Below are 22,893 nucleotides of genomic sequence, written 5' to 3'. Positions count from 1 at the left end.
GGGTCATGGTGAGACTACCCGGTGATCGGGTCAGTGCCGGTCGGCGCCGACGGCGTAGCCGTGTGCGTCGGCGCGCCGGCGCAGGGGGTAGCCGTCGTCGTGGCCGGGGCGGCCGGAGGGGCCGGGGCGGGCGTGGCGGCTCTCGTACACGTCGTACTCGTCGGTGTCGTCGAGGTCCTCGGGGACCAGGCTCCAGACGATGAGGTCGGTGCGGGTGTCGGTCCAGCTGCCGTCGGCGGCCTGGGTTCGCACTATCGCCACGTTGCGCAGGACGCCTTCGCTGATGCAGCCGATCTTCTGGGCCACCTGCTGGGAGGCGGTGTTGTCGGCGGCGGTGCGCAGTTCGAGTCTCTCGAAGCGTCGGTCGCGCAGGAGCCACTGGGCGACGGCCAGGACGGACTCGCTGGCGTAGCCCTCGCCGCGGGCCCAGGGGGCGGTGACGTAGCCGGCTTCGGCGGTGCGGGTGCGCCAGTCGGTGTTCCGGAGGTGGACGACGCCCACGAGGCGCTGGGTGAGGAATTCGGTGACGGCGAAGACGATGCCGCGGCCCTCGGTGCGTTCGGCGTGGGAGAGGACGGTGGCCCAGGCGCGGGCGTCGGCGGCGGTGTAGGGGTGCGGGGCGGTGGTCCAGGCGGTGACCTGCTCGTCGTTCATCATCTCGGCGAGCGCGGTGACGTCGTCCTCCTCGAAGGGGCGCAGCACCAGCCGGTCCGTGCTGATGGTGACGTCCGGGAAGGTGGTAGTCATGCGCAGCTCCATGCCTGGGGACCGTGGGGCGGGACCGTTCGTGCTGGACCGTTCGTACGGGGCCGTTCGTACGGGACCGCCGGTGCGGGACCGTTTGTGCGGGTCGTAGGCCACAGCATGCAGCATCGGCCGGGGGATGTGCAGGGCCGGGCTGCCCGGAAGCGGGCAGGCTCCGGGAAGCCCGCGGCCCCGCACGCCCTGGTGGGTGCGCGGGGCCGGGAACGCGGCGTCTACCAGGGGGTCCTGGGTCAGGCGCCGGGGGTGCCGAAGGCCGGGATGACCGAGCCCTGGTACTTCTCCTCGATGAACTTCTTGACCTCGTCGGAGTTCAGGAGCTTGGCGAGCTTCTGGATGCGCGGGTCGTTCTGGTTGCCTTCCTTGACGGCCAGGAAGTTGGCGTACGGGTTGCCCTCGGCCTTCTCCAGGACCAGGGCGTCCTTGGCCGGGGAGAGCTTGGCTTCCAGGGCGTAGTTGCCGTTGATGACGGCGGCGTCGACGTCGTTCAGGGCGCGGGGGACCGTGGCGGCCTCCAGCTCCTTGAACTCCAGGCCCTTCTTGTCGGTGATGTCGGACAGCTTGGCGCTGGTGCCGACCCCGTCCTTGAGGGTGATGAGCTTGTTGGCGGCGAGGAGCTGGAGCGCGCGGCCCTCGTTGGTGGTGTCGTTGGGGACGGCGACGGTCTGGCCGGGCTTGATGTCCGTGAGGGCCTTGACCTTCTTGGAGTAGAGGCCGAGGGGTTCCAGGTGGACGTTCACGACGGGCACGATGTGCGTGCCGTTCTTCTTGTTGAAGTCGTCGAGGTACGGCTTGTGCTGGAAGAAGTTGCCGTCGACCTGGCCCTGCTCGGTGGCGGTGTTGGGCAGGACGTAGTCCGTGAACTCCTTCACCTCCAGCTTGAGGCCGTCCTTGGCCGCGAGCTTGTCCTTGACGAAGTTCAGGATGTCGGCGTGCGGGCTCGGGGAGGCGGCGATGACCAGGGGCTTGGTCTCGTCGACCTTGCCACCGTCGGTCTTGGCGGCCGTGGACGGGTCCGAGGAGCTGCCGCAGGCGGTGAGGCCGAGGGCGAGCGCGGCGGAGACGGCGGCGATGGCGGTGAGCTTGGTGTTCTTGCGCACGAAGAGTGCCTTTCTTGCTTTTCGCGGGTGTTCGCGGGGTGGTGGCCCAAGCACGACAAGTGCGGGCTTTCCTTTTTGGGGAAGTCTGGTGGGGTCTATCAGGCTGTCAGGCTGTCCGGCCGCGGCGCGCGAGGACGCGTACCACGCCGTCGCCGATCAGCTGGATCACCGTGACGAGGGCGATGAGGACGGCGACGGTGGCGAACATGAAGCCGGTCTCGAAGCGCTGGAAGCCGTAGGTGATGGCCTTGGAGCCGAGTCCTTCGCCGCCGACGGCGCCGGCCATGGCGGAGTAGCCGACGAGGGTGATCACGGTGGTGGTGACGCCGGCGACCAGGGACGGGAGGGCCTGCGGGAGCAGGACCTTGCCGATGAGGGTGGGGATGCCGCCGCCCATGGACTCGACGGCCTCGATGAGGCCGTGGTCGACCTCGCGGACGGCCGTCTCGACGAGCCGGGCGAAGAAGGGGACGGCGCCGATGGCGAGCGGGACGATCATGGCGGTGGGGCCGATGAAGGTGCCGACGACGGCGGTGGTGACCGGGATCAGGAAGATCAGCAGGATGATGAACGGCAGCGAGCGGCCTATGTTCACGATCACGCCGAGGACCTTGTTGAGCGGCTGGTTCTGCAGGAGGCCGCCCTTGTCGGTGAGGACGAGGAGGATGCCGACGGGCAGTCCGCCGAGGACGGTCACCAGGGTGGACCACAGCACCATGTAGAGGGTGTCGTAGGTGCCCTGGGTGAGCAGGGGCTGCATCTCGGACCAGGTCACTTGGCACCATCCTTGACCAGTGCGGCGATCTCGGAGTCGAGGTCGGAGTCGTCGTCGACGAGGTCGACCTGGAGGCCCTGCTCGCGCAGGAAGCCGACGGGCACCACGTTGTCCTCGTAACGGCCGGGGAGTTCGATGCGCATGCGGCCGATCTGGCGGCCGGCGACGGTGTCCATCGCGGCGCCGAGGATCGAGATGTCGATGTTGTACGTGCGCGAGAGCTGGGAGATGACCGGCTGGGTGGCGGCCTCACCGTGGAAGGTGACGTCGACGACGGTGCGGTCGGGGCCGGTGGCGGCGCCGCTGACCGGGAAGAGTTCGCCGGCGAGCTCGGAGCCGGGGGTGGCGAGCAGTTCGGCGACGGTGCCGGACTCGATGATCCGGCCCCGCTTCATCAGGGCGGCGGAGTCGCAGATGGTCTTCACGACGTCCATCTCGTGCGTGATGAGGAGGACGGTGAGGCCGAGCTGGCGGTTGAGGTCGCGCAGCAGCTGGAGGATGGAGCGGGTGGTCTCGGGGTCGAGGGCGCTGGTGGCCTCGTCGGAGAGGAGCACCTTGGGGTCGCCGGCCAGGGCGCGGGCGATGCCGACGCGCTGCTTCTGGCCGCCGGAGAGCTGGGTGGGGTAGGCCTTGGCCTTGTCGGCGAGGCCGACGAGGTCGAGGAGTTCCAGGGCCTTGCGGGAGCGTTCGCGGCCGGAGACGCCGAGGATCTCCAGGGGGAGCTCGATGTTGGCCTGCACGGTGCGCGAGGACAGCAGGTTGAAGTGCTGGAAGACCATGCCGATGCGGCTGCGGGCTTCGCGGAGTTCCTTGCCGGCGCGGCGGCCGCGGCCGGCGAGGGCGGTGAGCTCGACCCCGTCGACGGTGACGGTGCCGCTGGTGGGGCGCTCCAGCAGGTTCACGCAGCGGATGAGGGAGGACTTGCCGGCGCCGCTCTGGCCGATGACTCCGTAGACCTCGCCCTCGCGGACGTGGAGGTCGACGCCGTCCAGGGCGGTGACCTCGCGGCCACGGGACTGGTAGACCTTCGTGAGGCCCGATGTGGTGATCACAGGATTTCCGTCGCTGTCGAGTGCACGGGGTGCGGGTGCCGTGCACGGGGCAAACATCTGGGGACGCGATACGGGTCTGACCGTCACAAAACGATGGGGTCGACGCGTGCGCGGGGCAGGAGCGGTCCGTACCGGGGATCAGTCGGCGGTGTGCTGCGACTGGGCTGGCGGAGTTGCTCGGCCGGTCTCGCTTCGGGGCGCGGGACTGCGTGAAGGGGGCCCTCAGAAGGCGCACATTCGACACATACAACGAGCACCGGGCGTCATCGTCGCCTCGGTCGCAAGGGTGCGGCTGCTCGTCGTGGTCATGTGCTCCAGTAAAGCAGACATGGCGACTCACCGATCAATGCTGTCCGGATAGCGGACGGAATCCGGCCGCATTCCGGACAGGATTGGACTGAACCAGTCACCCCAGACGCTCCGCCTCCACCGTGATTCCACCCTCGCCGACCAGCGCGGACACGGCCGACAGGTCGCTGACGACCACCTCCGCGTCGAGCTCGGCGGCCGGATGCGTTGTGGTCAAGGCCACGGTCCGCATGCCGGCCGCGCGTCCGGCCGCCAGCCCGGCGGGGGCGTCCTCGAAGACCACGCAGCGGGCCGGATCCACGCCCAGGCGACGCGCGGCCAGCAGGAACGGCTCCGGGTCCGGCTTGCCGCGGGTGACGTCCTCGGCGGTCACCAGTTCCGGGAAGTCGATCCCCGCCTCCCGCAGCCGGGCCTCGGCCAGCGGGCGGGTGGCCGAGGTGACCACCGCCCAGCGGCCGGCGGGCAGGGCGTTCAGCAGCTCCTTGACGCCGGGCAGCAGGACGACGCCGCCGGGGACGTCGGCCACCTCCAGGGCCTCGACGCGGGCCAGCGCCCGCGCCCGTACGCCTTCCGGCAGCAGCTCGGCGATGATCTCGGCGGCCGGGCGGCCGTGCAGCTCCACCCGGGCGAACTCCTCCTCCGGTATGCCGTACTCCCGGGCCCAGCGGGCCCAGCAGCGGTGCACCGATTCCATGGACGAGACGAGGGTGCCGTCGTTGTCGAACAGCAGGGCTTCGGCGTGCAGCTTCATGTCTTCCAGGAAAGCCCGGCCCGAGGGGCGGGCGCATCGGGTCTTTAGGCCCGTAATACCCTCGCTGCATGCTCGTCGCCCTGACGGTCGCCATCGGCGCGGCCGCACTCGCCCTCGCCGCCTGGTGCGGCCACGCCGCATGGCGGGACCAGCCGACCAAGGACTGGCACTTCATCGGCATGGCCGTGGTGACCGTGCTGGTCCTGGCGCAGCTGGTGATCGGCCTGGTCCGGCTGGCCCGGGGCGAGAAGCCCGAACAGGGCGCGGTGATCTTCGTGGCCTACCTGCTGGGCGCCTTCACGGCGGTACCGGCGGCCGGGATGCTCTCGCTGACCGAGCGCACCAAGTGGGGTTCGGTGACGGTGGCCGCGGGCGCGGTCGTCCTCGCCGTGCTGGAAGTACGGCTCTACGACATCTGGGGATCCGGTGCCTGACACGACGACCGCCCCGCCCGCCGGGCGCAAGCGACTGGTCTCCGGTCCGGGGCTGCTGCTGGTGTGGCTCTACGGGGTGATGGTGGTCGGCGCGCTCTCGCGGTCGGCCTACCAGATCTCCACCGAGTTCGACCGTGCTCCGCTGGCGTACTCGCTCTCGGCGGCGGCCGCCGTGGCCTACGCCTTCATCACGTACTCGCTGGTGCGCGGCGGGGAGACGGCCCGCCGGGCGGCGCTCGTGTGCTGCGGCGTCGAACTCGCCGGCGTACTGGCCGTCGGGACCTGGACGCTGGTGCGGCCCGAGGCCTTCCCCGACGCGACCGTGTGGTCGGACTTCGGGATGGGCTACCTCTTCATCCCGGTGATCCTGCCGGTCACCGGGATGCTCTGGCTCCGCTCCAAGCGCTGAGCCGTGGTGCCCCGCGGGAATCCGGACCCCGGATACGGTCCGGGGGCGTCCCGCCGTCGCTGCGGAACGCCCCCGGACCGTACGGCCGCTACGCGCTGACGGCGTAGTCGGTGTCCTTGGCGTCCTTCTCCAGGATGACCAGGTGCACGCCGTCGGAGGCGGTGCGGTTGCCGACCTGCGCGTAGCCGGCCTTGCGGTAGAGCCGCAGGTTGGACTCGCTCTTGTGGCCCGTGTGCAGGCGGAAGCGGGTCGTGCCGGCGTGCCCGGCGAGGGCCTCCTCGACCCCGCGCAGCAGCCGGGCGCCCAGGCCGTGGCCCTGCAGGCGGGGGTGCACGCACAGCTTGGCGATGCTCGCCGTGCCGTCCTCGCCGACGCTGCCGCGCACCGTGCCCACCACCTCGTCGCCGAGCCGGGCCACCAGGACGGTGTCCGCGGCCAGCTCCGCCTTCAGGGAGTCCAGGGACTGGGTGAGGGGCTGGATGAGGTAGTTGCCGTACAGCTCGGCCTCCCGCTGGAACGCCAGATACTGCAGCTTGAAAATCTGCTCGGCGTCTTCGGCGGCCGCCGCCGAAATGGTCACGCTCATGCCCATGTGCGCATGCCTCCCGCTCACCTGGTAGCTCTCCGGTCTACCGCTCCTTTCCCCAAGGGTCAGGAGCCGCAACCTCGACAGCCAGCATTCTGCGCAGACATCCCAGGCAACGGGAACGTACCGGCCCCAAACTTCCTTGTGAGATACCCAACTCTCCTGCGATTTCACGGTAAGTCATGTCTCTGGGCGACAGAAGTGCGTCCATCAGCTCCGGACACCGTCCCGGCAATCGGGCGACCGCCGATCGGAGGGCCCGGTTCTCCTCGCCGTGCAGCAGGGCGTCCTCGGGCTCCGGGGCCGCGTCCGCCGGGGTCGCCCCGTACGGGACCTCCCGCCGCGCCCGCCGCCGGGCGCGGCGGGCCTCGGCGCGCACCGCCCGCCGCAGCCAGCGGGCGCGGCCGGCGGGGAAGGGGGCGCGCGGGCCGCGCTCCAGCAACCGCACCCAGACGGCTTGTTCCAGGTCGGCGGCTTCCACTCCGGCGGCCGGGGCCTCCGCGGCCGCCTCGGCGGAGAGCAGCGGGCCCAGCTCCGTGAGCAGGTCGGGTTCCTGTATCAGGTCCATGCCGGGCGGGACGCGGGTGCCGGGCCGGGCGGTTTCGGCGCCGGGCCCGGCCCACCCGTTCGGGCGCGGGGGCCTAGCCGTTGACGCCGCGGCCGGGGCGGAAGGCCTCCGCGGCGAGGAGTCCGGTGTCCGGGTTGTCGGTGAAGATGCCGTCGATGCCCAGTTCGAAGTACCGCTTGAAGGCGCCGAAGGCGTCACCGTAGGCGGCCGGGTCGGCGCCCTTGCGGTACTCGGCCGGCAGGAAGCTGTTCTCGTTGCGCGCGGTGTAGGGGTGCAGCACCAGGCCCTTGGCGTGGGCGTCCCGCACGAGGGTGGTGGGGGTGCCGAGCCTGCCGGCCGTGTCGCGCGGCACGATCAGGTCGAGGGTGGGGCCGATGCCCTGGGCGAAGCCGGCGATCCACTTGAGGCCCTCGGGCTTGACGAGGTCGGCGACGGTACGGGGGTCCTTGGCCGCCTCGAAGTCCCAGGGGCGGGTGTTCGCCGCGGAGAGCAGCACCACGCGCGGGGCGGACACCAGGCGGGAGAGCCGCTGGATGCTGGAGGGCTCGAAGGACTGGAGGAAGACGGCGGCGTCGCGCCCGTCGCGCCCGTAGCGGCGCAGCAGCTTGGCGAGGGGTTCCTCCAGGCCGAGGCCCAGCTCCCGGAAGTAGGTGGGGTGCTTGGTCTCGACGTGCAGCCAGATGCGCTTGTCGCGCAGCCGGCCCTCGCGGTTGGCCCAGCGGAGCACCTCTTCGAAGGTGGGGACCGCCCACCGGCCGTCGTAGAGGGTGTTGCGCTGGCGGACGGCGGGGATACGTTCCTTCGCGCGCAGGGTCTTCAGTTCGGCGAGGGTGAAGTCCTCGGTGAACCAGCCGGTGACGGAGACCCCGTCGACGGTCTTGGTGGTGCGCCGGCCGGCGAACCCGGGGTGGTCGGCGACGTCGGTGGTGCCGCCGATCTCGTTCTCGTGGCGGCAGACGAGGTGGCCGTCCTTGGTGGGGACGAGGTCCTGCTCGATGACGTCGGCGCCGAGGTCGAGGGCCAGCTGGTAGGAGCCGAGGGTGTGCTCGGGCCGGTAGCCGCTGGCGCCGCGGTGGCCGATGACCAGCGGGACGGGGAGGTCGCGGTATCCGCCGCGGTCGCCCCGGCCGCCTTCGGAGCGGTCGTCCGCCGCGGCGGAGGCGGTTCCCGCCGCCAGTCCGGTGATTCCGGTTCCGGCCGCCAGTACGGCGGCTCCGAGCACCGTGCGCCGCGCTGCCCCACCCTGTGTCATCAGTGCCACTCCTCGTCCTGGACCGGGCCCGCGGCCCCGGGATCTCCGGGGGGCGTGGAGGCCGCGATCGGCGTGGCGATGGTAGGCGGAGCAGGGTGGCGCGGGGGTGGGCTCCACCGGAACATGGCGGAAACGTGTGTCAACACTGCGTATCCACCTCGTGAACCCGATGTGCCAACAGGGGCGGCCCGCGAGTATCGTCCTCACCTGCACTACCGCCGTGTGGTGCGAAAGCCGCTTTTCGATGCCGGAGGGCTCACGTTGTTCCGTACCGCGCTCATCAAGGCCACTGTCGGACCGGTCATCCGCCTGATGTTCCGCACCAAGGTGGAGGGGCTCGACAACATCCCGGGCACGGGTCCGGTGATCCTGGCGGGCAACCACCTGACCTTCATCGACTCGATGATCATGCCGCTGGTGTGCGACCGCACGGTCCACTTCATCGGCAAGGACGAGTACGTGACCGGCAAGGGCCTCAAGGGCCGTCTGATGGCGTGGTTCTTCACGGGCTCCGGCATGATCCCGGTGGACCGGGACGGTGCGAACGGCGGCGTCGCCGCGCTGATGACGGGCCGCCGGATCCTGGAGGAGGGGAAGGTCTTCGGGATCTACCCCGAGGGCACCCGCTCCCCCGACGGCCGGCTCTACCGCGGCCGCACCGGCATCGCCCGCCTGACCCTGATGACGGGCGCCCCGGTGGTCCCGTTCGCGGTGATCGGCACGGACAAGCTCCAGCCCGGCGGCGCCGGCATGCCGCGCCCGGGCCGGGTCACGATCCGCTTCGGCGAGCCGATGGAGTTCTCCCGCTACGAGGGCATGGACCGGGACCGCTACGTGCTGCGCGCCGTGACCGACTCGGTGATGGCCGAGGTCATGCGTCTGTCGGGCCAGGAGTACGTGGACATGTACGCGACCAAGGCGAAGGCCGCCTGAGCCCCGGCCTCACTGCCGCTGGAGTGACCGGCTGACGCCCGCCGCCGTGGTGGTGGCGAGGATCCAGCCGGTCACGATCAGCAGGTACGACAGCCACTGGTACCAGCCGACCGGTGCGAAGGCGCCCTCCTGCCCGAAGCCGATGATCGGCAGCATCAGGTCGAGGGTGTAGAAGAGCGGGTTGAACTCCGGCGCCTCCCCCGCCTTGAGCGCCCGCGGCGGGGTGATCCCGTACGCGAGGGTCCCGGTGAGGGTCAGCGCGAGCAGCCAGGCCGCGGCGCGCATGGGCCGGAAGCCGTAGCCGACGGTGGCGTCCTGGAGGAGGCCCCAGAGCCGGGTGTGCCGGGGCTGGGTGCGCCGGTGGCGGCGCAGTTTGGCCAGCTGGGCGGTGCGCGCGGCCGCCTCGTCGCCGACGGTGCGGTAGGCGGCGGCCAGCTGCTCGTACGCGTAGGGCAGGTAGCCGTCCTCCTCCCGCTCCAGCAGCGGCAGCCGTTCCTCGGCGGGCAGGTGGGGGTGGAGGAGCCGGTAGCTGAGCCCGTCGGTGCGGACCATGGGCGGCCAGACGGACGGCTCGATCCAGAGGATGTCGAACTGGCTGCGGCGCAGGTTGACGATGCCGTCGATGGTGGGGCACTTGCGCAGCCAGAACTCCCCCATGACGGCGGAGCTGGCGCGCAGGGCCACGCCGCCGGGGTTGGACAGGCGGGCGCGGGTCAGTATGGCCTGGCCGGGGATCCGGGCGCCGGTGAGGTTGACCATGCCCTCGGCGTGCAGCCGGTGGCCTCGCAGGTCGGTGCCGACCACGAGGGTCTCGGCGTGCAGGGCGATGCCGCCGGGGTTGACGAGCCGGGCGTCGTCGAGGCTGATCTGGCCGGCGATGCCGGCGCCGTTGATGCGGAACTGGCCGTGGACGGTGAGCCCGTCGGCCATGATGTCCGTGCCTATTTCCGCGTGGTTGAGCTGGAGCGGCGGCTCGTCGGCCTCGTCGGGCTGGGTGCCCTGCCGGATGACGGCGCCCTGGAGGAAGAGCCCGCCGGCGATCCTGGCACCCGCGAGGCGGACGGGGCCGTCGATGCGGCAGCCGGAGAGCCTGAGCACGATCTCGACGCGGACGGTGGCGGCGGTCAGGCCGGGCAGGGTGGAGTCGCCGAGGACGAGGGCGCGCAGCTGGGCGCCGTACATCATGGGTTTGCGTTCGAACCAGCAGGACCGCATGCGGATCGGGTGGTCCACGACCGCGTACTTGAGGTCGAGCTTGCCGGTGATCCTCGCCCCGTAGAGCTTGATTCCGGCGACGTGGCCCTCTTCGGCCTCGCCCCCGACGAGGAGGTTGCGCAGCACTTCGGCGCGGACGGTGCGTCCGGGGCCCCAGGCTGCTCCCTCGTGGGAGGTCTCGGCGGGGTCCGTGCGGAAGTCGACGGCCTCGCCGCGCGGGAAGGCGTCGACGACGCGGCGTTCGGCCGGGGTCAGGTCGTTGATCTCCATCGCCGGGATGGTGTCCCGGGGCCCGACGGACTGTCAATTCCGCACGGTCCGGCCGGGACGCCCGGGGACACCACCGCCTGGCGGGGCGTCAGTGCTCCACGCCCTCCTGGAGTTCCTGGCCCTTGAGGAGGAACCAGGCGGCCGCGGCGGTGGCCAGCAGGACGGCGGCGCCGACGCCGGAGGCGAGCCGCAGGCCGTCCACGAAGGCGTCCTGGGCCGCGCTGACCATGGTGTGGGCGGTGGCCGGGTCGAGGGCGCGGGCGGCCTCCACGGCGCCGCCGAGCGATTCGTGCGCGGCGTCGGCGACCGGGGCGGGGACCGAGGCCGGGGCGGTGAAGCCCTGGTAGACGCCGGTGACGACGGAGCCGAGCAGGGCGATGCCGAGGGCGGCGCCGAGTTCGTACGCGGTCTCGGAGACGGCGGAGGCCGAACCCGCCTGCTCCTTGGGGACGCTGGAGAGGATGACGTCGGCGGTGACGGTGAAGGAGAAGCCCGCGCCGAGGCCGACGACGAGCAGGGCGGCCCCGAGCAGCGGGTAGCCGGTCTCGCGGTGGATGACGGTGAGGGCCGCGAGGGCCAGGCCTATGGCGGCGAGTCCGCCGGTGACGATGACGCGTACGGAGTACTTGCGGGCGTACTTGCCCGCGACCAGGCCGGTGGCCACCGCGCCGATGGCGGCGGGCAGTTCGGCGAGTCCGGCTTCCAGCGGGTCGCGGCCCTGGACCAGCTGGAAGAACTGGGAGAGGAAGAAGACGAGTCCGGACAGGCCGAAGACGGTCAGCAGGTCGGCGAGGACCGCGCCGGAGAAGCCGCGGTGCTTGAAGAGCCGCATGTCGAGCAGCGGCGAGGCGAGGGTGAACTGGCGGCGCACGAAGCCGTAGAGGCAGGCGGCTCCGAGGGCGGCGGCGATCCAGACGCCGGGGGTGGCACCGTGGGTGGCGGCTTCCTTGACGGCGTAGACGACGCCGATGACGCCGACGAGGGACAGGGCGACGCTGAACAGGTCCCAGGGACCCGCGACGGGGTTCTTGGACTCGGGCAGCAGCCGGATGCCGACGAGGACCAGGGCGATCATCACCGGGAGGTTGATGAGGAAGACCGAGCCCCACCAGAAGTGCTGGAGCAGGGCTCCGCCGACGACGGGGCCGACGGCCGCGCCGGCGGAGGCGGTGGCGCCCCAGATGCCGATGGCGAGGCTGCGTTCGCGCGGGTCGTGGAAGATGTTGCGGATCAGCGCGAGGGTGGACGGCATGAGGGTGGCACCGGCCACGCCGAGCAGGGCGCGGGCGACGATCATCATCTCGGGGCTGGTCGCGTAGGCGTTCAGGACCGAGACGGCTCCGAAGGCGGCGGCGCCGGTGAGGAGGAGCTTCTTGCGGCCGATGCGGTCGCCGAGGGAGCCCATGGAGACGAGCAGGCCGGCGATGACGAAGGAGTAGATGTCGCCGATCCACAGCAGCTGGGTGCCGGACGGCTTGAGGTCCTCGCTGAGGGAGGGGGTCGCGAGGCCGAGTACGGTGGCGTCGACCGCGACCAGCAGGACGGCCAGGACGAGCACGGAGAGGGCGAGCCAGCGCCCCCTGCTCTTCTCCTCCGTCCCCGTCCGCCGGTGCAGCTGTTCGGTTCGGCTCATCACTCCACACTCCGTCGTGCGCCACCGAGCAGCAACTCGGTGATCATGTACTGGAAGTCCTTGGCCGCGACCCGGCCGTCCATGACGGCCCAGGCACAGCTCCCGACGAGGCCGTAGAGGGCCTCGGTGAGCCATGCGGGGCTCAGGTCGATGCGGATGTCGCCCTCCTGCTGTCCGCGCTTGAAGAGCGCGTTGACGCGGGCGTCGAGGCGGGCCCAGCCCTCGTTGACCTGGTCGCCCTCGAAGAGCTGGTTCTCGGTGACGAGGAAGGCCAGCAGCTGGGCGTTGGGCTCGGTCTCGGCGATCAGGCGCCTGATGGCGTCCACGGCGGTCCCCTCGTCGAGGCGGGCCCGGTCGAAGGCGCCCTCGAACTCGCGGATGCCGAGGTCTTCGAGGGCGCGCACGAGGGCGTCGCGTCCGGCGAAGTGCCGGTGCAGGGTGGCGCGGCCGATGCCGGCCGCGCGGGCGACCTCGTCCATCGTCGCGGTCGACTTGCGGGAAAGCAGGGCCGCCGCGTCGCGGAGCACCTGGTCACGGTCCATGGCCATGAGACAAGCATAACCCGAATGAGACGTTGACGTCTCACTCATTCGAGTGGATCAAGAAAAATGAGCTGCCCGAGGGGCGGCCCGAGAGGAAACCTGGAGCCATGAAGCCACTGCTGCTGATCGACGTCGACGGCCCCCTCAACCCGTACGCGGCCAAGGCCCAGCGCCGGCCCGAGGGCTACACCACCCACCGGATGCGGCCCACCGGCTTCACCGACGGCAAGCCGCTGCGGGTCTGGCTGAACCACGGCCACGGCGCGGAGCTGCTCGCGCTGGCGGACGCGTACGACCTGGTCTGGGCCACCACCTGGAAGGACGAGGCGAACGACTGGATAGGACCGCACCTGGGACTGCCGAGGCTCCCCTTCATCGACTGGCCGGTGATGCACGGCCGGGCGCCGCGCGGCACCTTCTGGAAGACGCAGTACGTCCTGGAGTACGCGGGCGCGCGGCCCTTCGCCTGGATCGACGACGACATCACCGCCATGGACCACGAGTACGTCGACCGGCACCACCCGGCGCACGCCCTGCTGATGTACGTGGACGAGCGGATCGGCCTGACCCGCGCGGACTTCGACGCGCTGGCCGACTGGGCCGCGTAGCGGCGGACGGCGGCGCCCCCGGGCGCGCCGGAGGGGCCGGACACGCCGGAGGGGCGGTACGGGCCCCTGGCCCGTACCGCCCCTCCGGGCCGTGCGGCTACTGCTTGTGGACGGCCCAGGCGTGCTGGATGACCAGGTCGGCCTTCAGCTCGGTGAGCTGGACCGCGACCGCCGAGGGGGCGGTACCGCCGCGGCCGTTGCGGGAGGCCAGCGCGCCGGGGACGTTGAGGACGGTGCGGACCTCGGGGGTCAGGTGCTCCGAGATCTTCGCGAACTGCTCGTCCGTGAGCTCGTCCAGCTCGATGCCGAGCCCCTCGCACTCCTTGACGCACTCGCCCGCGACCTCGTGCGCCACCCGGAAGGGCACGCCCTGCTTGACCAGCCACTCGGCGATGTCGGTGGCGAGCGAGAAGCCCGCCGGGGCCAGCTCCTCCATCCGCTCCCGGTTGACCGTGAGGGTGGCCATCATCCCGGTGAAGGCCGGCAGCAGGACTTCGAGGGTGTCGCAGGAGTCGAAGACCGGCTCCTTGTCCTCCTGGAGGTCCCGGTTGTAGGCCAGGGGCAGCGCCTTGAGGGTGGCCAGCAGTCCGGTCAGGTTGCCGATGAGGCGGCCCGACTTGCCGCGCGCCAGCTCCGCGATGTCCGGGTTCTTCTTCTGCGGCATGATCGACGAGCCGGTGGAGAAGGCGTCGTGGAGGGTGACGAAGGAGAACTCCTTCGTGTTCCACAGGATGATCTCCTCGGCGATCCGGGACAGGTTGATCCCGATCATCGCCGTGACGAACGCGAACTCGGCGACGAAGTCGCGCGAGGCCGTGCCGTCGATCGAGTTGCCGACCGAGCCGCGCTCGAAGCCCAGATCGGCCGCGACCGCCTCCGGGTCCAGGCCGAGCGAGGAGCCGGCCAGGGCGCCCGAGCCGTACGGGGAGACCGCGGTCCGGGTGTCCCACTGGCGCAGCCGCTCCGCGTCCCGGGACAGGGACTGCACGTGGGCCAGCACGTGGTGGGCGAACAGGACGGGCTGCGCGTGCTGGAGGTGGGTCCGGCCCGGCATGGCCACGTCCGGGTGCGCCTCGGCGAGGCCGACCAGGGCGTCCTGGAGGTCGGCGACCAGTCCGCCGATGATCCGCGCGTGGTCGCGCAGGTACATCCGGAACAGGGTGGCCACCTGGTCGTTGCGGGAGCGGCCGGCGCGCAGCTTGCCGCCGAGGTCGGGGCCGAGGCGCTCCAGCAGGCCCCGCTCCAGGGCGGTGTGCACGTCCTCGTCGGCGATGGTGCCGGTGAAGGAGCCGTCGCCGACGGCCGCCTCCAGCTGGTCCAGGCCCGCGATCATCCGGTCGAGTTCCTCGGCCGTGAGCAGGCCCGCCTTGGCGAGGACGCGGGCGTGGGCGCGCGAGCCGGCGATGTCGTACGGCGCGAGGCGCCAGTCGAAGTGGACCGACGCGGACAGCTTCGCGAGGGCCTCGGACGGGCCGTCGGCGAACCGGCCGCCCCAGAGCCGGACGTCACCGTTGTTGCTGCTCACAGCTACTGCTCCTCATGAGGGTGGTGGTGCGACGGTCTCCCCGCCGCGCAGGAAGCGGGGAGGCCGTCTCGGTACAGCGTCAAACGATTCACGGCGCGATGCGACGCACGACCGGCCGGGGTGTTGGCATAACTATGCACTCCTCCGTATGTTTCGTCAATCGAGCTTCGGTCCCCCACCGCTGACCAGCCCGTATATCGAGGCGCGCGGGCCGGGAGCGGCCGCCTACGATCGGGCGCAGACGAACCGGGGAGGGCACATGTGGAGCGCGGCCGAGAACGCCTCGTGGGGACGCGGCGTGGCCGGGGGCCTGCTGGAGGGGGACGCCGCGCCGGTCGCCGGCCGGCTCCTGGGCAACGGCCCGGAGGCCTGGATCGCCTTCGACGAGGAGGTGCGCCGGCTGACGCGGTCCCCCGGCGGCCTGGAGGGCGCCGACCGCCTGGAAGTCCGGTTGTGCCACGCCGACGGGCGGGTGCGCGAGGCCGCGCTCGCCGCGTGGCGCAGGCCGCCGATCCAGCTCGTCCTCGTCCGGTGCGCCGACCGGGTGCCGCAGGTCCGCGAGCGCGCCCGCAGGGTGCTGGGCCGGGTGGTGGCCCAGCACCCCGTCCGCAACCGGGACCGGGCCCGCCGGGCGCTGAACCTGCCGATGGCCGACGACCCCGCCCACGTGCTCACGGCACTCGTCCCGCTCGCCCTGCGGCTGGGCGGGCGCGAGCACGGAGGCTGGGCGGTGGAGCAGCTGGAGGCCGCCCTGAGCGGCCGGTACTCCCTCCTCGCCGCGTGGTGGCGCCCCGGGCTGGCCTCGACGACCTGGAGCTGGAACTCGCTGACCGCCCGGCAGCGCGAGGGCATGTTCGAGCGACTGGCGGGCAGCGCCGACCGGCCGACGCGCCGCTTCGCGGCCCGGGTCGCCTCCGCCTGCGGGCAGTACGGCGCACGGGAGCTCGCCCGGCGGGCCGCCACCGAGCACGATCCGGTGACCGGCCGGACGTGGACCGACGCCGCACTGGCGGCGATGGCCGCGGACGGGCCGGACGACGGGGCCGTGGACGCCCTGCTCGGCTCCCGCTTCGCGCCGGTGCGGGCCGCCGGGGTCACCGCGCTGCGCCGGGCCGGGCGGGCGGCCGAGGCGGTGGACCACCTGACGGACCGGGCCGGTCAGGTGCGGGCCTGCGCCCGCTGGCTGCTGGGCCAGGACGGCGGCGACCCGTACGCGTACTACTGCGAGCTCGTCACGGACCCGGAGCGGGTGAGCGGGTACGCGGTGAAGGGCTTCCGCGAGGTGGCCGAACAGGCCGACGGGCCGCTGCTGTACCCCCTGCTGCACGACCCCGACGGCGCGGTGCGGGCCGCCGCCCTGGCCGCGCTGCGGAGGCTGGGCCTCGTCGTCGAGGACGCGGTGCTGCTCGCGCTGCTGGAGGACCCGTCCGCATCGGTGTCCCGCGAGGCCGCGCTCGGCCTGCTCCGCGTGGCCGAACGGCTGGACGCCGCCGCGCTGGCCGACCGGACCGGCCCCGAGTGGCCGCCGCACACCAGAAGGGCGGCGTTCCGGCTGCTGCGCGGCCGGGGCGGGAGCGCCGAACTGCGGGCCTCCGTCGCCATGATGACGGACCCGGAGGCCGGCCCGTACGCGCGGAGCGTCGTGATCAACTGGAACTGGCTCAGCACCCTCGGCGAGGGGGAGGCGCACCGGGCGGAGCTCGGCGCGCTGCTGGCGCGGGCGGCCGGGGTCCTGGACGTGCGCCGGCTGCGGCTGCTGTGACACCGCCGCGCGGCCTGCCTGCGCGGCGCCCGCGCCCGCCGGCCGTACCGTCTGGGGTGTGCTGCGTACCGCCCTGATCACGGGCTCGCTGATCCTCGCCGGGCTCTTCCCGTACGGCCCCGACCCGCTGCCCGCCCGCCTCGCCGACACCGGCGGCGGCAGCCAGCTGATCACCGCCGTCGCCCCCGCGCCCGGCTCCACGACCGGGGTGCTGACCTGGTGGGACCGGCGCGCGGGCCGCTGGTTCGAGGCGGGCAGCGCGCCGGCCCGCTTCGGGGCGAACGGCCTGACCGAGGGCACGACCCGGGTCCAGGGCACGGACACCACCCCGGCGGGCCTGTACGGGCTGCCGTACGCCTTCGGCATCGCGCACGCGCCGGCCGGAACGGCGTACCGGTACCGGCGGGTGACGGACCGTTCGTGGTGGTGCCAGGACAACGCCTCGGCCGCCTACAACCGCTGGACGGAGCCGCTGCCCGCCGACTGCGCGCCGGGCGAGTCCGAGCACCTGGTGACGTACGAGCGGCAGTACGCGCACGCCCTGGTCATCGGCTTCAACTACGAGGAGCCGGTGCGCGGCCGGGGCGCGGGCATCTTCCTTCACGTGAACGGCAGGGGCGCCACGGCCGGCTGCGTCTCCGTCCCCCGCGCCGCCATGCGCGAGCTGCTCCGCTGGGCCGACCCCCGCCGCCGCCCGCACATCGCGATCGGCACGGAGACCGGCCCCCTGGCCGTGACCCGGTACTGAAGACCCGCCGGAACGGGGCGGCCCCTAGCCCTCCTTCTGCGCCAGGCGCAGCAGGTGGTCGGCCAGGGCCTGGCCGCCGGCCGGGTCGCGGCTGATGAGCATGAGGGTGTCGTCGCCGGCGATGGTGCCGAGGATGGCGTGGAGTTCGGCCTGGTCGATCGCCGAGGCGAGGAACTGGGCCGCGCCGGGCGGGGTGCGCAGGACGACGAGGTTCGCGGAGGCCTCCGCCGAGATCAGCAGTTCACCGGAGAGGCGCCGCATGCGCTCCTCCTTGGCCGACTCGCCGAGCGGGGCCTGCGGGGTGCGGAAGCCGCCCTCGCTGGGGACCGCGTAGATCAGCTCGCCGCCGGTGTTGCGGATCTTGACCGCGCCCAGCTCGTCGAGGTCGCGGGAGAGCGTCGCCTGGGTGACGCTCAGCCCGTCGTCGGCGAGCAGTTTGGCCAGCTGGCTCTGGGAGCGGACCGGCTGCCGGTTGAGGATGTCCACGATCCGGCGGTGGCGGGCGGTGCGGGTCTGCGGAACGGAGGGGCCGCCGTTCTGCTCGGGTTCCTGCGCCTGGCTCATCGTCGTCTCATTCTCCGGATCGTCCCGCTTCGTCGAGGATGCCGGGAAGAGCCCGGACGAACGCGTCCACCTCGGCCTCGGTGATGACGAACGGGGGCATCAGCCGTACCACGTCGGGGGCGGGCGCGTTGACCAGGAATCCGGCCTGCTGGGCCGCGAGCTGCACCTTCGGTGCGAGCGGCTCCGTCAGCACGATACCCAGCAACAGGCCCGAGCCGCGGACGCGGGAGACCAGCCCGTGACCGGAGGCCTCGATTCCGGAGCGCAGCCGCTCGCCGCGGGCCTTGACCCGGTCGAGCAGTCCCTCGGCCGCGATGGTGTCGATCACCGCGAGGCCGGCGGCGCAGGCCACCGGGTTCCCGCCGAAGGTGGTGCCGTGCTGGCCGGGCTGGAGCAGGTCGGCGGCCGGGCCGAAGGCGGCCACCGCGCCGATGGGCAGGCCGCCGCCGAGACCCTTCGCGAGCGTGACGAGGTCGGGCTCGACGCCCTCGTGCTGCTGGTACTCGAACCAGCTGCCGCAGCGGCCGATGCCGGTCTGCACCTCGTCGAGGGCGAGCAGCGTACCGGTGGCGCGGGTGATCTCGCGGGCGGCCGTCAGGTAGCCGGCGGGCGGGACGACCACGCCGTTCTCGCCCTGGATGGGCTCGATGAGGACGAAGGCGGTCTCCTCGGTGACGGCGGCCCGCAGGGCCTCCACGTCGCCGTAGGGGACGTGCGTCACGTCGCCGGGCAGCGGCAGGAAGGGCGTCTGCTTCGCGGGCTGGCCGGTGAGGGCGAGGGCGCCCATGGTCCGGCCGTGGAAGCCTCCGCCGGTGGCGACCATGTGGGTCCGGCCGGTCAGCCGACCGATCTTGTAGACGGCCTCGACCGCCTCCGCACCGGAGTTGCAGAAGAACACGCGCCCCTCGCGGCCGAAGAGCTGGAGCAGCCGCTCGCCGAGCGCGAGGACGGGCTCGGAGGCGTAGAGGTTGGAGACGTGGCCGAGGGTGGTGATCTGCTCGGTCACGGCGGAGACGACGGCCGGGTGGGCGTGGCCGAGGGCGTTGACCGCGATGCCGCCGACGAAGTCGGTGTACTGCTTGCCGTCCGCGTCCCAGACCTGCGCGCCCTCTCCGCGCACGAGGGCCAGCGCGGGGGTGCCGTAGTTGTTGGTCAGCGCCCCCTTCCAGCGGTCGGCGTAGCGCTGGTTGCCGGTCTCCTGGCCGGCCGTCTCCTGGTTGGCGCTCACGCGCTGTCCCCTCCCTGTGCGTCGGGCACGACCATCGTGCCGATTCCCTCGTCGGTGAAGATCTCCAGCAGGATCGAGTGCTGGACCCGCCCGTCGATCACACGGGCGGTGCTGACGCCGCCGCGCACGGCGTGCAGGCAGCCCTCCATCTTCGGCACCATGCCGCTGGACAGCTCGGGCAGCAGCTTCTCCAGCTCGCTGACGGTGAGCCGGCTGATGACCTCGTCGCTGTTGGGCCAGTCCGCGTAGAGGCCCTCGACGTCGGTGAGGACCATCAGCGTCTCGGCGCCGAGCGCGGCGGCGAGCGCGGCGGCGGCCGTGTCGGCGTTCACGTTGTAGACGTGGCCGTCGTCGGCGCTGCGGGCGATGGAGGAGATGACCGGGATGCGGCCGTCGGCGAGCAGGGCCTCGATCGCGCCGGTGTCGATGGCGGTGATCTCGCCGACCCGGCCGATGTCGACGGCCTCGCCCCCGATCTGCGGGGTGTGCTTGGTGGCGGTGATGGTGTGGGCGTCCTCGCCGGTCAGCCCGACGGCGAGCGGGCCGTGCTGGTTGAGCAGGCCGACCAGCTCGCGCTGGACCTGGCCCGCCAGGACCATGCGTACGACGTCCATGGCCTCCGGGGTGGTGACCCGCAGGCCGGCCTTGAACTCGCTGACCAGGCCCTGCTTGTCGAGCTGGGCGTTGATCTGCGGGCCGCCGCCGTGGACGACGACGGGCCGCAGGCCGGCCTGGCGCAGGAAGACCACGTCCTGGGCGAAGGCCGCCTTCAGGTCCTCGTCGATCATGGCGTTGCCGCCGAACTTGATGACGACGATCTTGCCGTTGTGGCGGGTGAGCCAGGGCAGGGCCTCGATGAGGATCTCGGCCTTGGGGAGCGCGGTGTGGCGCCTCGCGGTGCTCATGAGCTGTACGCGCTGTTCTCGTGGACGTACTCGGCCGTCAGGTCGTTGGCCCAGATGACCGCGGACTCGGAGCCGGTGGACAGGTCGGCGGTGATGCGGACCTCGCGGTCCTTCATGCTGACCAGGTCGCGGTCCTCGCCGACGGAGCCGTTCTTGCAGACCCAGACGCCGTTGATGGCGACGTTCAGGCGGTCCGGGTCGAAGGCGGCCCTGGTGGTGCCGATGGCGGACAGGACGCGGCCCCAGTTGGGGTCCTCGCCGTGGATGGCGCACTTGAGCAGGTTGTTGCGGGCGATGGACCGGCCGACCTCGACCGCGTCCTGCTCGCTGGCCGCCCCGACGACCTCGATGCGGATGTCCTTGCTGGCGCCCTCGGCGTCGCCGATCAGCTGGCGGGCGAGGTCGTCGCAGACGGTGCGTACCGCGTCGGCGAAGGCCTGGTACGCCGGCACCTGGCCGGATGCGCCGGAGGCGAGCAGCAGCACGGTGTCGTTGGTGGACATGCAGCCGTCGGAGTCGACCCGGTCGAAGGTGGTGCGGGTGGCGTCCCGCAGGGCCTTGTCGAGGGTGGCGCTGTCGAGGTCGGCGTCGGTGGTGAGGACGACGAGCATGGTGGCCAGGCCCGGGGCGAGCATGCCCGCCCCCTTGGCCATGCCGCCGACCGTCCACCCTTCCTGGGTGACGGTGGCGGTCTTGTGGACGGTGTCGGTGGTCTTGATGGCGATGGCCGCGTCCTCGCCGCCGTCGGCGGAGAGGGCGGCCGCGGCCGTCTCGATGCCGGGGAGCAGCTTGTCCATGGGGAGCAGGACGCCGATCAGGCCGGTGGAGGCGACGGCGATCTCGCCGGCGTTGTGCTCGCCGCCCAGGACCTGTGCCACCTTCTCGGCGGTGGCGTGGGTGTCCTGGAAGCCCTTGGGGCCGGTGCAGGCGTTGGCGCCGCCCGAGTTGAGGACCACGGCGCTGACGGTCGCGCCGCGCAGGACCTGCTCGGACCAGCGCACGGGGGCGGCCTTGACGCGGTTGGAGGTGAAGACGCCCGCGGCGACCAGTCGCGGCCCGTTGTTGACCACGAGGGCCAGGTCGGGGTTGCCGTTCGCCTTGATCCCGGCGGCGATGCCCGCCGCCGTGAATCCCTGTGCAGCCGTCACGCTCACGGCGCCACTCCAATCGTGGAAAGACCCAGTGCCTCGGGGAACCCGAGGGCGATGTTCATGCTCTGCACCGCACCGCCGGCGGTGCCCTTGGTGAGGTTGTCGATCGCGCTGATGGCGATGATCCGCTGTGCGGACCGGTCGTACGCGACCTGGACGTGGACGGCGTTGGAGCCGTACACCGCCTTGGTGGTGGGCCACTGGCCCTCGGGGAGGAGCCGGACGAAGGGCTCGTCGGCGTAGGCCTTCTCGTACGCGGCGCGCAGCGACTCCGCGGTGGTGCCGGGCAGGGCCTTGGCGGAGCAGGTGGCCAGGATGCCGCGCGCCATGGGCACGAGGTGGGGCGTGAAGGAGACGGAGACCTTCTCGCCGGCGAGCGGGGAGAGGTTCTGCACCATCTCGGGGGTGTGGCGGTGGCCGCCGCCGACGCCGTACGGGGTCACGGTGCCCATGACCTCGGAGCCGAGCAGGTTCGCCTTGAGGGCCTTGCCGGCGCCGGAGGTGCCGGTGGCGGCGACGATCACGGCCTCGGGACCGGCGAGCCGCGCCTGGTAGGCGGGGTAGAGGGCGAGGGAGACGGCGGTCGGGAAGCAGCCGGGGACGGCGATGCGCTTGGTCCCGGCCAGGGCGGCCCGGCCGCCGGGGAGCTCGGGGAGGCCGTAGGGCCAGGTGCCGGCGTGCGGGGCGCCGTAGAACTCGTCCCAGTCGGCGGAGTCCTTCAGCCGGTGGTCGGCGCCCATGTCGACGACGAGGACGTCGTCGCCGAGCTGCGCGGCCACGGCGGCGGACTGCCCGTGCGGCAGGGCCAGGAAGACGACGTCGTGGCCCGCGAGGACCTCGGGCGTGGTCGCCTCCAGGGTCCGTCCGGCGAGCGGGACGAGGTGCGGCTGGAGCGGACCGAAGGCCTGTCCGGCGTTGGAGTGGCCGGTCAGCGCGCCGATCTCCACCTCGGGGTGCGAGAGCAGCAGGCGCAGGACTTCACCGCCCGCGTATCCGCTCGCTCCGGCCACCGCTACACGTACCACCATCGGACCCTCCTCCTCGATGGCATGACTATACGTACCTATGCAGTTTTATGCAAAGGACTTGTCCGGTGGCCGGACGGCACGCCCGGCGTGGTCGGCGCCCTAACCTCCGCAGAAGGTCTTGGCCGCGAGGGCGGCACCGGCGTTGTAGCCGTCCGTCCAGTTCTGGTCGGGCGGGAGGGCGGTCTGCGGCGGCTTGGCCTGACAGTCGGCCTTGACGGCCCGGAAGCCCGCCTGGAAGCCCTTGTCGTACTCGGCCCTGGCGTTGGCGTCCGGCTTCTGCTGCCCGTCCGGCTCGGACGCGCCCCCGCCGTCGCACGGGACGCCGTCGACGGTGTACGTCCCCGGGGGCAGCTTGCCGACCCGCACGTCACCTGCCTCACCCACCAGAACCTTCCCGTCGTACCCCCCGGAGCCCACGACGGCCACCGTCCCGCCGTGCCCGAACCCGCTGCCGGTGATCCTCTGCTCCCCCGGATCGCCGTAGCCGTCGGCGGAGACCTTGCACGTCCCGGCAGCCGGCACGCGCGCGTCCGCGTCCGGCACCTGGGCGAACGCCACCGGCCCGATCGCGAGCGAGGAGACCAGCAGGGGGGTGAGGACGGACAGCCGGGTACTTGTCCTCATGCCCATCACTTCCTTCGGCAGGGCAGAACGAGGCTGGGGTCTCGTTTCCATGCTCACGCGCCGGCTCAGGGGTGTCGAGCGGGCGGACGGAGCCGGATATGCACCCCTCGATATACTTGAGGGCCATGAATTCCGGCGTGCCCGCCGCCTCTGCGCGTT

The 22,893-nt window shown here is 72.2% G+C and carries 24 protein-coding genes; 6 read left to right on the top strand and 18 right to left on the bottom strand.

The genetic code is table 11. The annotated features are described in order from the left end of the window. Positions 1-30: 30 nt before the first annotated feature. From OG553_RS27535 to OG553_RS27515, 5 genes are all read right to left on the bottom strand, one after another. Positions 31-747: a GNAT family N-acetyltransferase gene (locus OG553_RS27535; RefSeq protein ID WP_405981544.1), complete on the bottom strand. Its 717-nt coding sequence runs from the start codon at positions 745-747 to the stop codon at positions 31-33. 248 nt (positions 748-995) lie between these two features. Continuing rightward, positions 996-1,862 (bottom strand): MetQ/NlpA family ABC transporter substrate-binding protein, encoded by an 867-nt coding sequence (locus OG553_RS27530; protein ID WP_405981543.1) that lies wholly within the window; start codon positions 1,860-1,862, stop codon positions 996-998. Between the two features lie 106 nt (positions 1,863-1,968). Then, on the bottom strand, positions 1,969-2,637 hold the full coding sequence (locus OG553_RS27525) for a methionine ABC transporter permease (RefSeq protein WP_405981542.1): 669 nt from the start codon (positions 2,635-2,637) through the stop codon (positions 1,969-1,971). Further along, the gene (locus OG553_RS27520) at positions 2,634-3,689 is read right to left on the bottom strand and encodes a methionine ABC transporter ATP-binding protein (protein WP_405981541.1); all 1,056 of its coding nucleotides are present in this window, start codon (positions 3,687-3,689) and stop codon (positions 2,634-2,636) included. Before OG553_RS27520 ends, OG553_RS27525 begins: the two co-directional genes overlap by 4 nt. A gap of 406 nt (positions 3,690-4,095) precedes the next feature. After that, positions 4,096-4,749, bottom strand: a complete 654-nt coding sequence (locus OG553_RS27515) for an HAD-IA family hydrolase (protein ID WP_405981540.1) — start codon at positions 4,747-4,749, stop codon at positions 4,096-4,098. Positions 4,750-4,817: 68 nt separating this feature from the next. On the opposite strand from OG553_RS27515, the gene OG553_RS27510 reads away from it, so the two are divergent. Beyond that, positions 4,818-5,183: a hypothetical protein gene (locus tag OG553_RS27510; RefSeq protein WP_405981539.1), complete on the top strand. Its 366-nt coding sequence runs from the start codon at positions 4,818-4,820 to the stop codon at positions 5,181-5,183. Next, entirely contained in the window at positions 5,176-5,592 is a 417-nt protein-coding gene (locus OG553_RS27505; RefSeq protein WP_405981538.1) for a hypothetical protein, read from the top strand. Before OG553_RS27510 ends, OG553_RS27505 begins: the two co-directional genes overlap by 8 nt. 88 nt (positions 5,593-5,680) lie before the next feature. On the opposite strand, the gene OG553_RS27500 is transcribed toward OG553_RS27505, so the two are convergent. The 3 genes from OG553_RS27500 to OG553_RS27490 all read right to left on the bottom strand — a co-directional run bounded on the left by OG553_RS27500 (position 5,681) and on the right by OG553_RS27490 (position 7,998). Beyond that, a complete protein-coding gene (locus tag OG553_RS27500) occupies positions 5,681-6,184 on the bottom strand; it encodes a GNAT family N-acetyltransferase (RefSeq protein WP_405981537.1) in 504 nt (167 codons plus the stop codon). A 37-nt stretch (positions 6,185-6,221) separates the two neighbouring features. Next, a complete protein-coding gene (locus OG553_RS27495) occupies positions 6,222-6,746 on the bottom strand; it encodes a sigma-70 family RNA polymerase sigma factor (RefSeq protein ID WP_405981536.1) in 525 nt (174 codons plus the stop codon). A gap of 73 nt (positions 6,747-6,819) precedes the next feature. Further along, positions 6,820-7,998 carry a glycerophosphodiester phosphodiesterase gene (locus tag OG553_RS27490; protein ID WP_405981535.1) on the bottom strand — a complete coding sequence of 393 codons (1,179 nt, stop codon included), beginning with the start codon at positions 7,996-7,998 and terminating at the stop codon, positions 6,820-6,822. 312 nt (positions 7,999-8,310) lie between these two features. On the opposite strand from OG553_RS27490, the gene OG553_RS27485 reads away from it, so the two are divergent. Continuing rightward, positions 8,311-8,931, top strand: coding sequence for a lysophospholipid acyltransferase family protein (locus tag OG553_RS27485; protein ID WP_405983156.1), 621 nt, complete (start codon positions 8,311-8,313; stop codon positions 8,929-8,931). A gap of 9 nt (positions 8,932-8,940) precedes the next feature. Here OG553_RS27485 and OG553_RS27480 read toward each other — a convergent pair whose 3' ends face one another. The 3 genes from OG553_RS27480 to OG553_RS27470 form a co-directional block, all read right to left on the bottom strand. Further along, positions 8,941-10,416 carry a membrane-associated oxidoreductase gene (locus OG553_RS27480; RefSeq protein WP_405981534.1) on the bottom strand — a complete coding sequence of 492 codons (1,476 nt, stop codon included), beginning with the start codon at positions 10,414-10,416 and terminating at the stop codon, positions 8,941-8,943. A gap of 88 nt (positions 10,417-10,504) precedes the next feature. Next, the gene (locus OG553_RS27475; protein ID WP_405981533.1) at positions 10,505-12,049 is read right to left on the bottom strand and encodes an MFS transporter; all 1,545 of its coding nucleotides are present in this window, start codon (positions 12,047-12,049) and stop codon (positions 10,505-10,507) included. Continuing rightward, positions 12,049-12,597, bottom strand: a complete 549-nt coding sequence (locus OG553_RS27470) for a TetR/AcrR family transcriptional regulator (protein ID WP_405981532.1) — start codon at positions 12,595-12,597, stop codon at positions 12,049-12,051. The genes OG553_RS27475 and OG553_RS27470 overlap by 1 nt, the downstream gene beginning before the upstream one ends. A 101-nt stretch (positions 12,598-12,698) precedes the next feature. On the opposite strand from OG553_RS27470, the gene OG553_RS27465 reads away from it, so the two are divergent. Then, a complete protein-coding gene (locus OG553_RS27465; RefSeq protein ID WP_405981531.1) occupies positions 12,699-13,199 on the top strand; it encodes an HAD domain-containing protein in 501 nt (166 codons plus the stop codon). Between the two features lie 97 nt (positions 13,200-13,296). Here OG553_RS27465 and argH read toward each other — a convergent pair whose 3' ends face one another. Next, positions 13,297-14,724: an argininosuccinate lyase gene (gene argH, locus OG553_RS27460; protein ID WP_405981530.1), complete on the bottom strand. Its 1,428-nt coding sequence runs from the start codon at positions 14,722-14,724 to the stop codon at positions 13,297-13,299. 259 nt (positions 14,725-14,983) lie between these two features. On the opposite strand from argH, the gene OG553_RS27455 reads away from it, so the two are divergent. Continuing rightward, positions 14,984-16,486, top strand: coding sequence for a hypothetical protein (locus tag OG553_RS27455; RefSeq protein ID WP_405981529.1), 1,503 nt, complete (start codon positions 14,984-14,986; stop codon positions 16,484-16,486). A 61-nt stretch (positions 16,487-16,547) separates the two neighbouring features. Further along, positions 16,548-17,234, top strand: a complete 687-nt coding sequence (locus tag OG553_RS27450; protein ID WP_405983155.1) for a L,D-transpeptidase — start codon at positions 16,548-16,550, stop codon at positions 17,232-17,234. 24 nt (positions 17,235-17,258) lie between these two features. Here the strand turns inward: OG553_RS27450 and OG553_RS27445 are convergent, their stop codons facing one another. The 6 genes from OG553_RS27445 to OG553_RS27420 all read right to left on the bottom strand — a co-directional run bounded on the left by OG553_RS27445 (position 17,259) and on the right by OG553_RS27420 (position 22,734). Continuing rightward, positions 17,259-17,798, bottom strand: coding sequence for an arginine repressor (locus OG553_RS27445; RefSeq protein WP_007263124.1), 540 nt, complete (start codon positions 17,796-17,798; stop codon positions 17,259-17,261). A 7-nt stretch (positions 17,799-17,805) separates the two neighbouring features. Next, positions 17,806-19,026, bottom strand: coding sequence for an acetylornithine transaminase (locus OG553_RS27440; protein WP_405981528.1), 1,221 nt, complete (start codon positions 19,024-19,026; stop codon positions 17,806-17,808). Next, complete coding sequence (argB, locus tag OG553_RS27435) at positions 19,023-19,931, bottom strand: acetylglutamate kinase (RefSeq protein ID WP_405981527.1); 909 nt, start codon at positions 19,929-19,931, stop codon at positions 19,023-19,025. Before argB ends, OG553_RS27440 begins: the two co-directional genes overlap by 4 nt. Beyond that, complete coding sequence (gene argJ, locus OG553_RS27430; protein WP_405981526.1) at positions 19,928-21,085, bottom strand: bifunctional glutamate N-acetyltransferase/amino-acid acetyltransferase ArgJ; 1,158 nt, start codon at positions 21,083-21,085, stop codon at positions 19,928-19,930. The genes argB and argJ overlap by 4 nt, the downstream gene beginning before the upstream one ends. Next, a complete protein-coding gene (argC, locus tag OG553_RS27425) occupies positions 21,082-22,110 on the bottom strand; it encodes an N-acetyl-gamma-glutamyl-phosphate reductase (protein WP_405981525.1) in 1,029 nt (342 codons plus the stop codon). The genes argJ and argC overlap by 4 nt, the downstream gene beginning before the upstream one ends. 99 nt (positions 22,111-22,209) lie before the next feature. Beyond that, positions 22,210-22,734, bottom strand: coding sequence for a hypothetical protein (locus tag OG553_RS27420; protein ID WP_405981524.1), 525 nt, complete (start codon positions 22,732-22,734; stop codon positions 22,210-22,212). Positions 22,735-22,893: the final 159 nt, after the last annotated feature.

Origin of the sequence: Streptomyces sp. NBC_00158 (assembly GCF_045160885.1) — a bacterium.
GTDB lineage: Bacteria > Actinomycetota > Actinomycetes > Streptomycetales > Streptomycetaceae > Streptomyces.
Note: the sequence above shows the minus strand (reverse complement) of the source record. Positions and strands in the feature narration are given on the sequence as shown.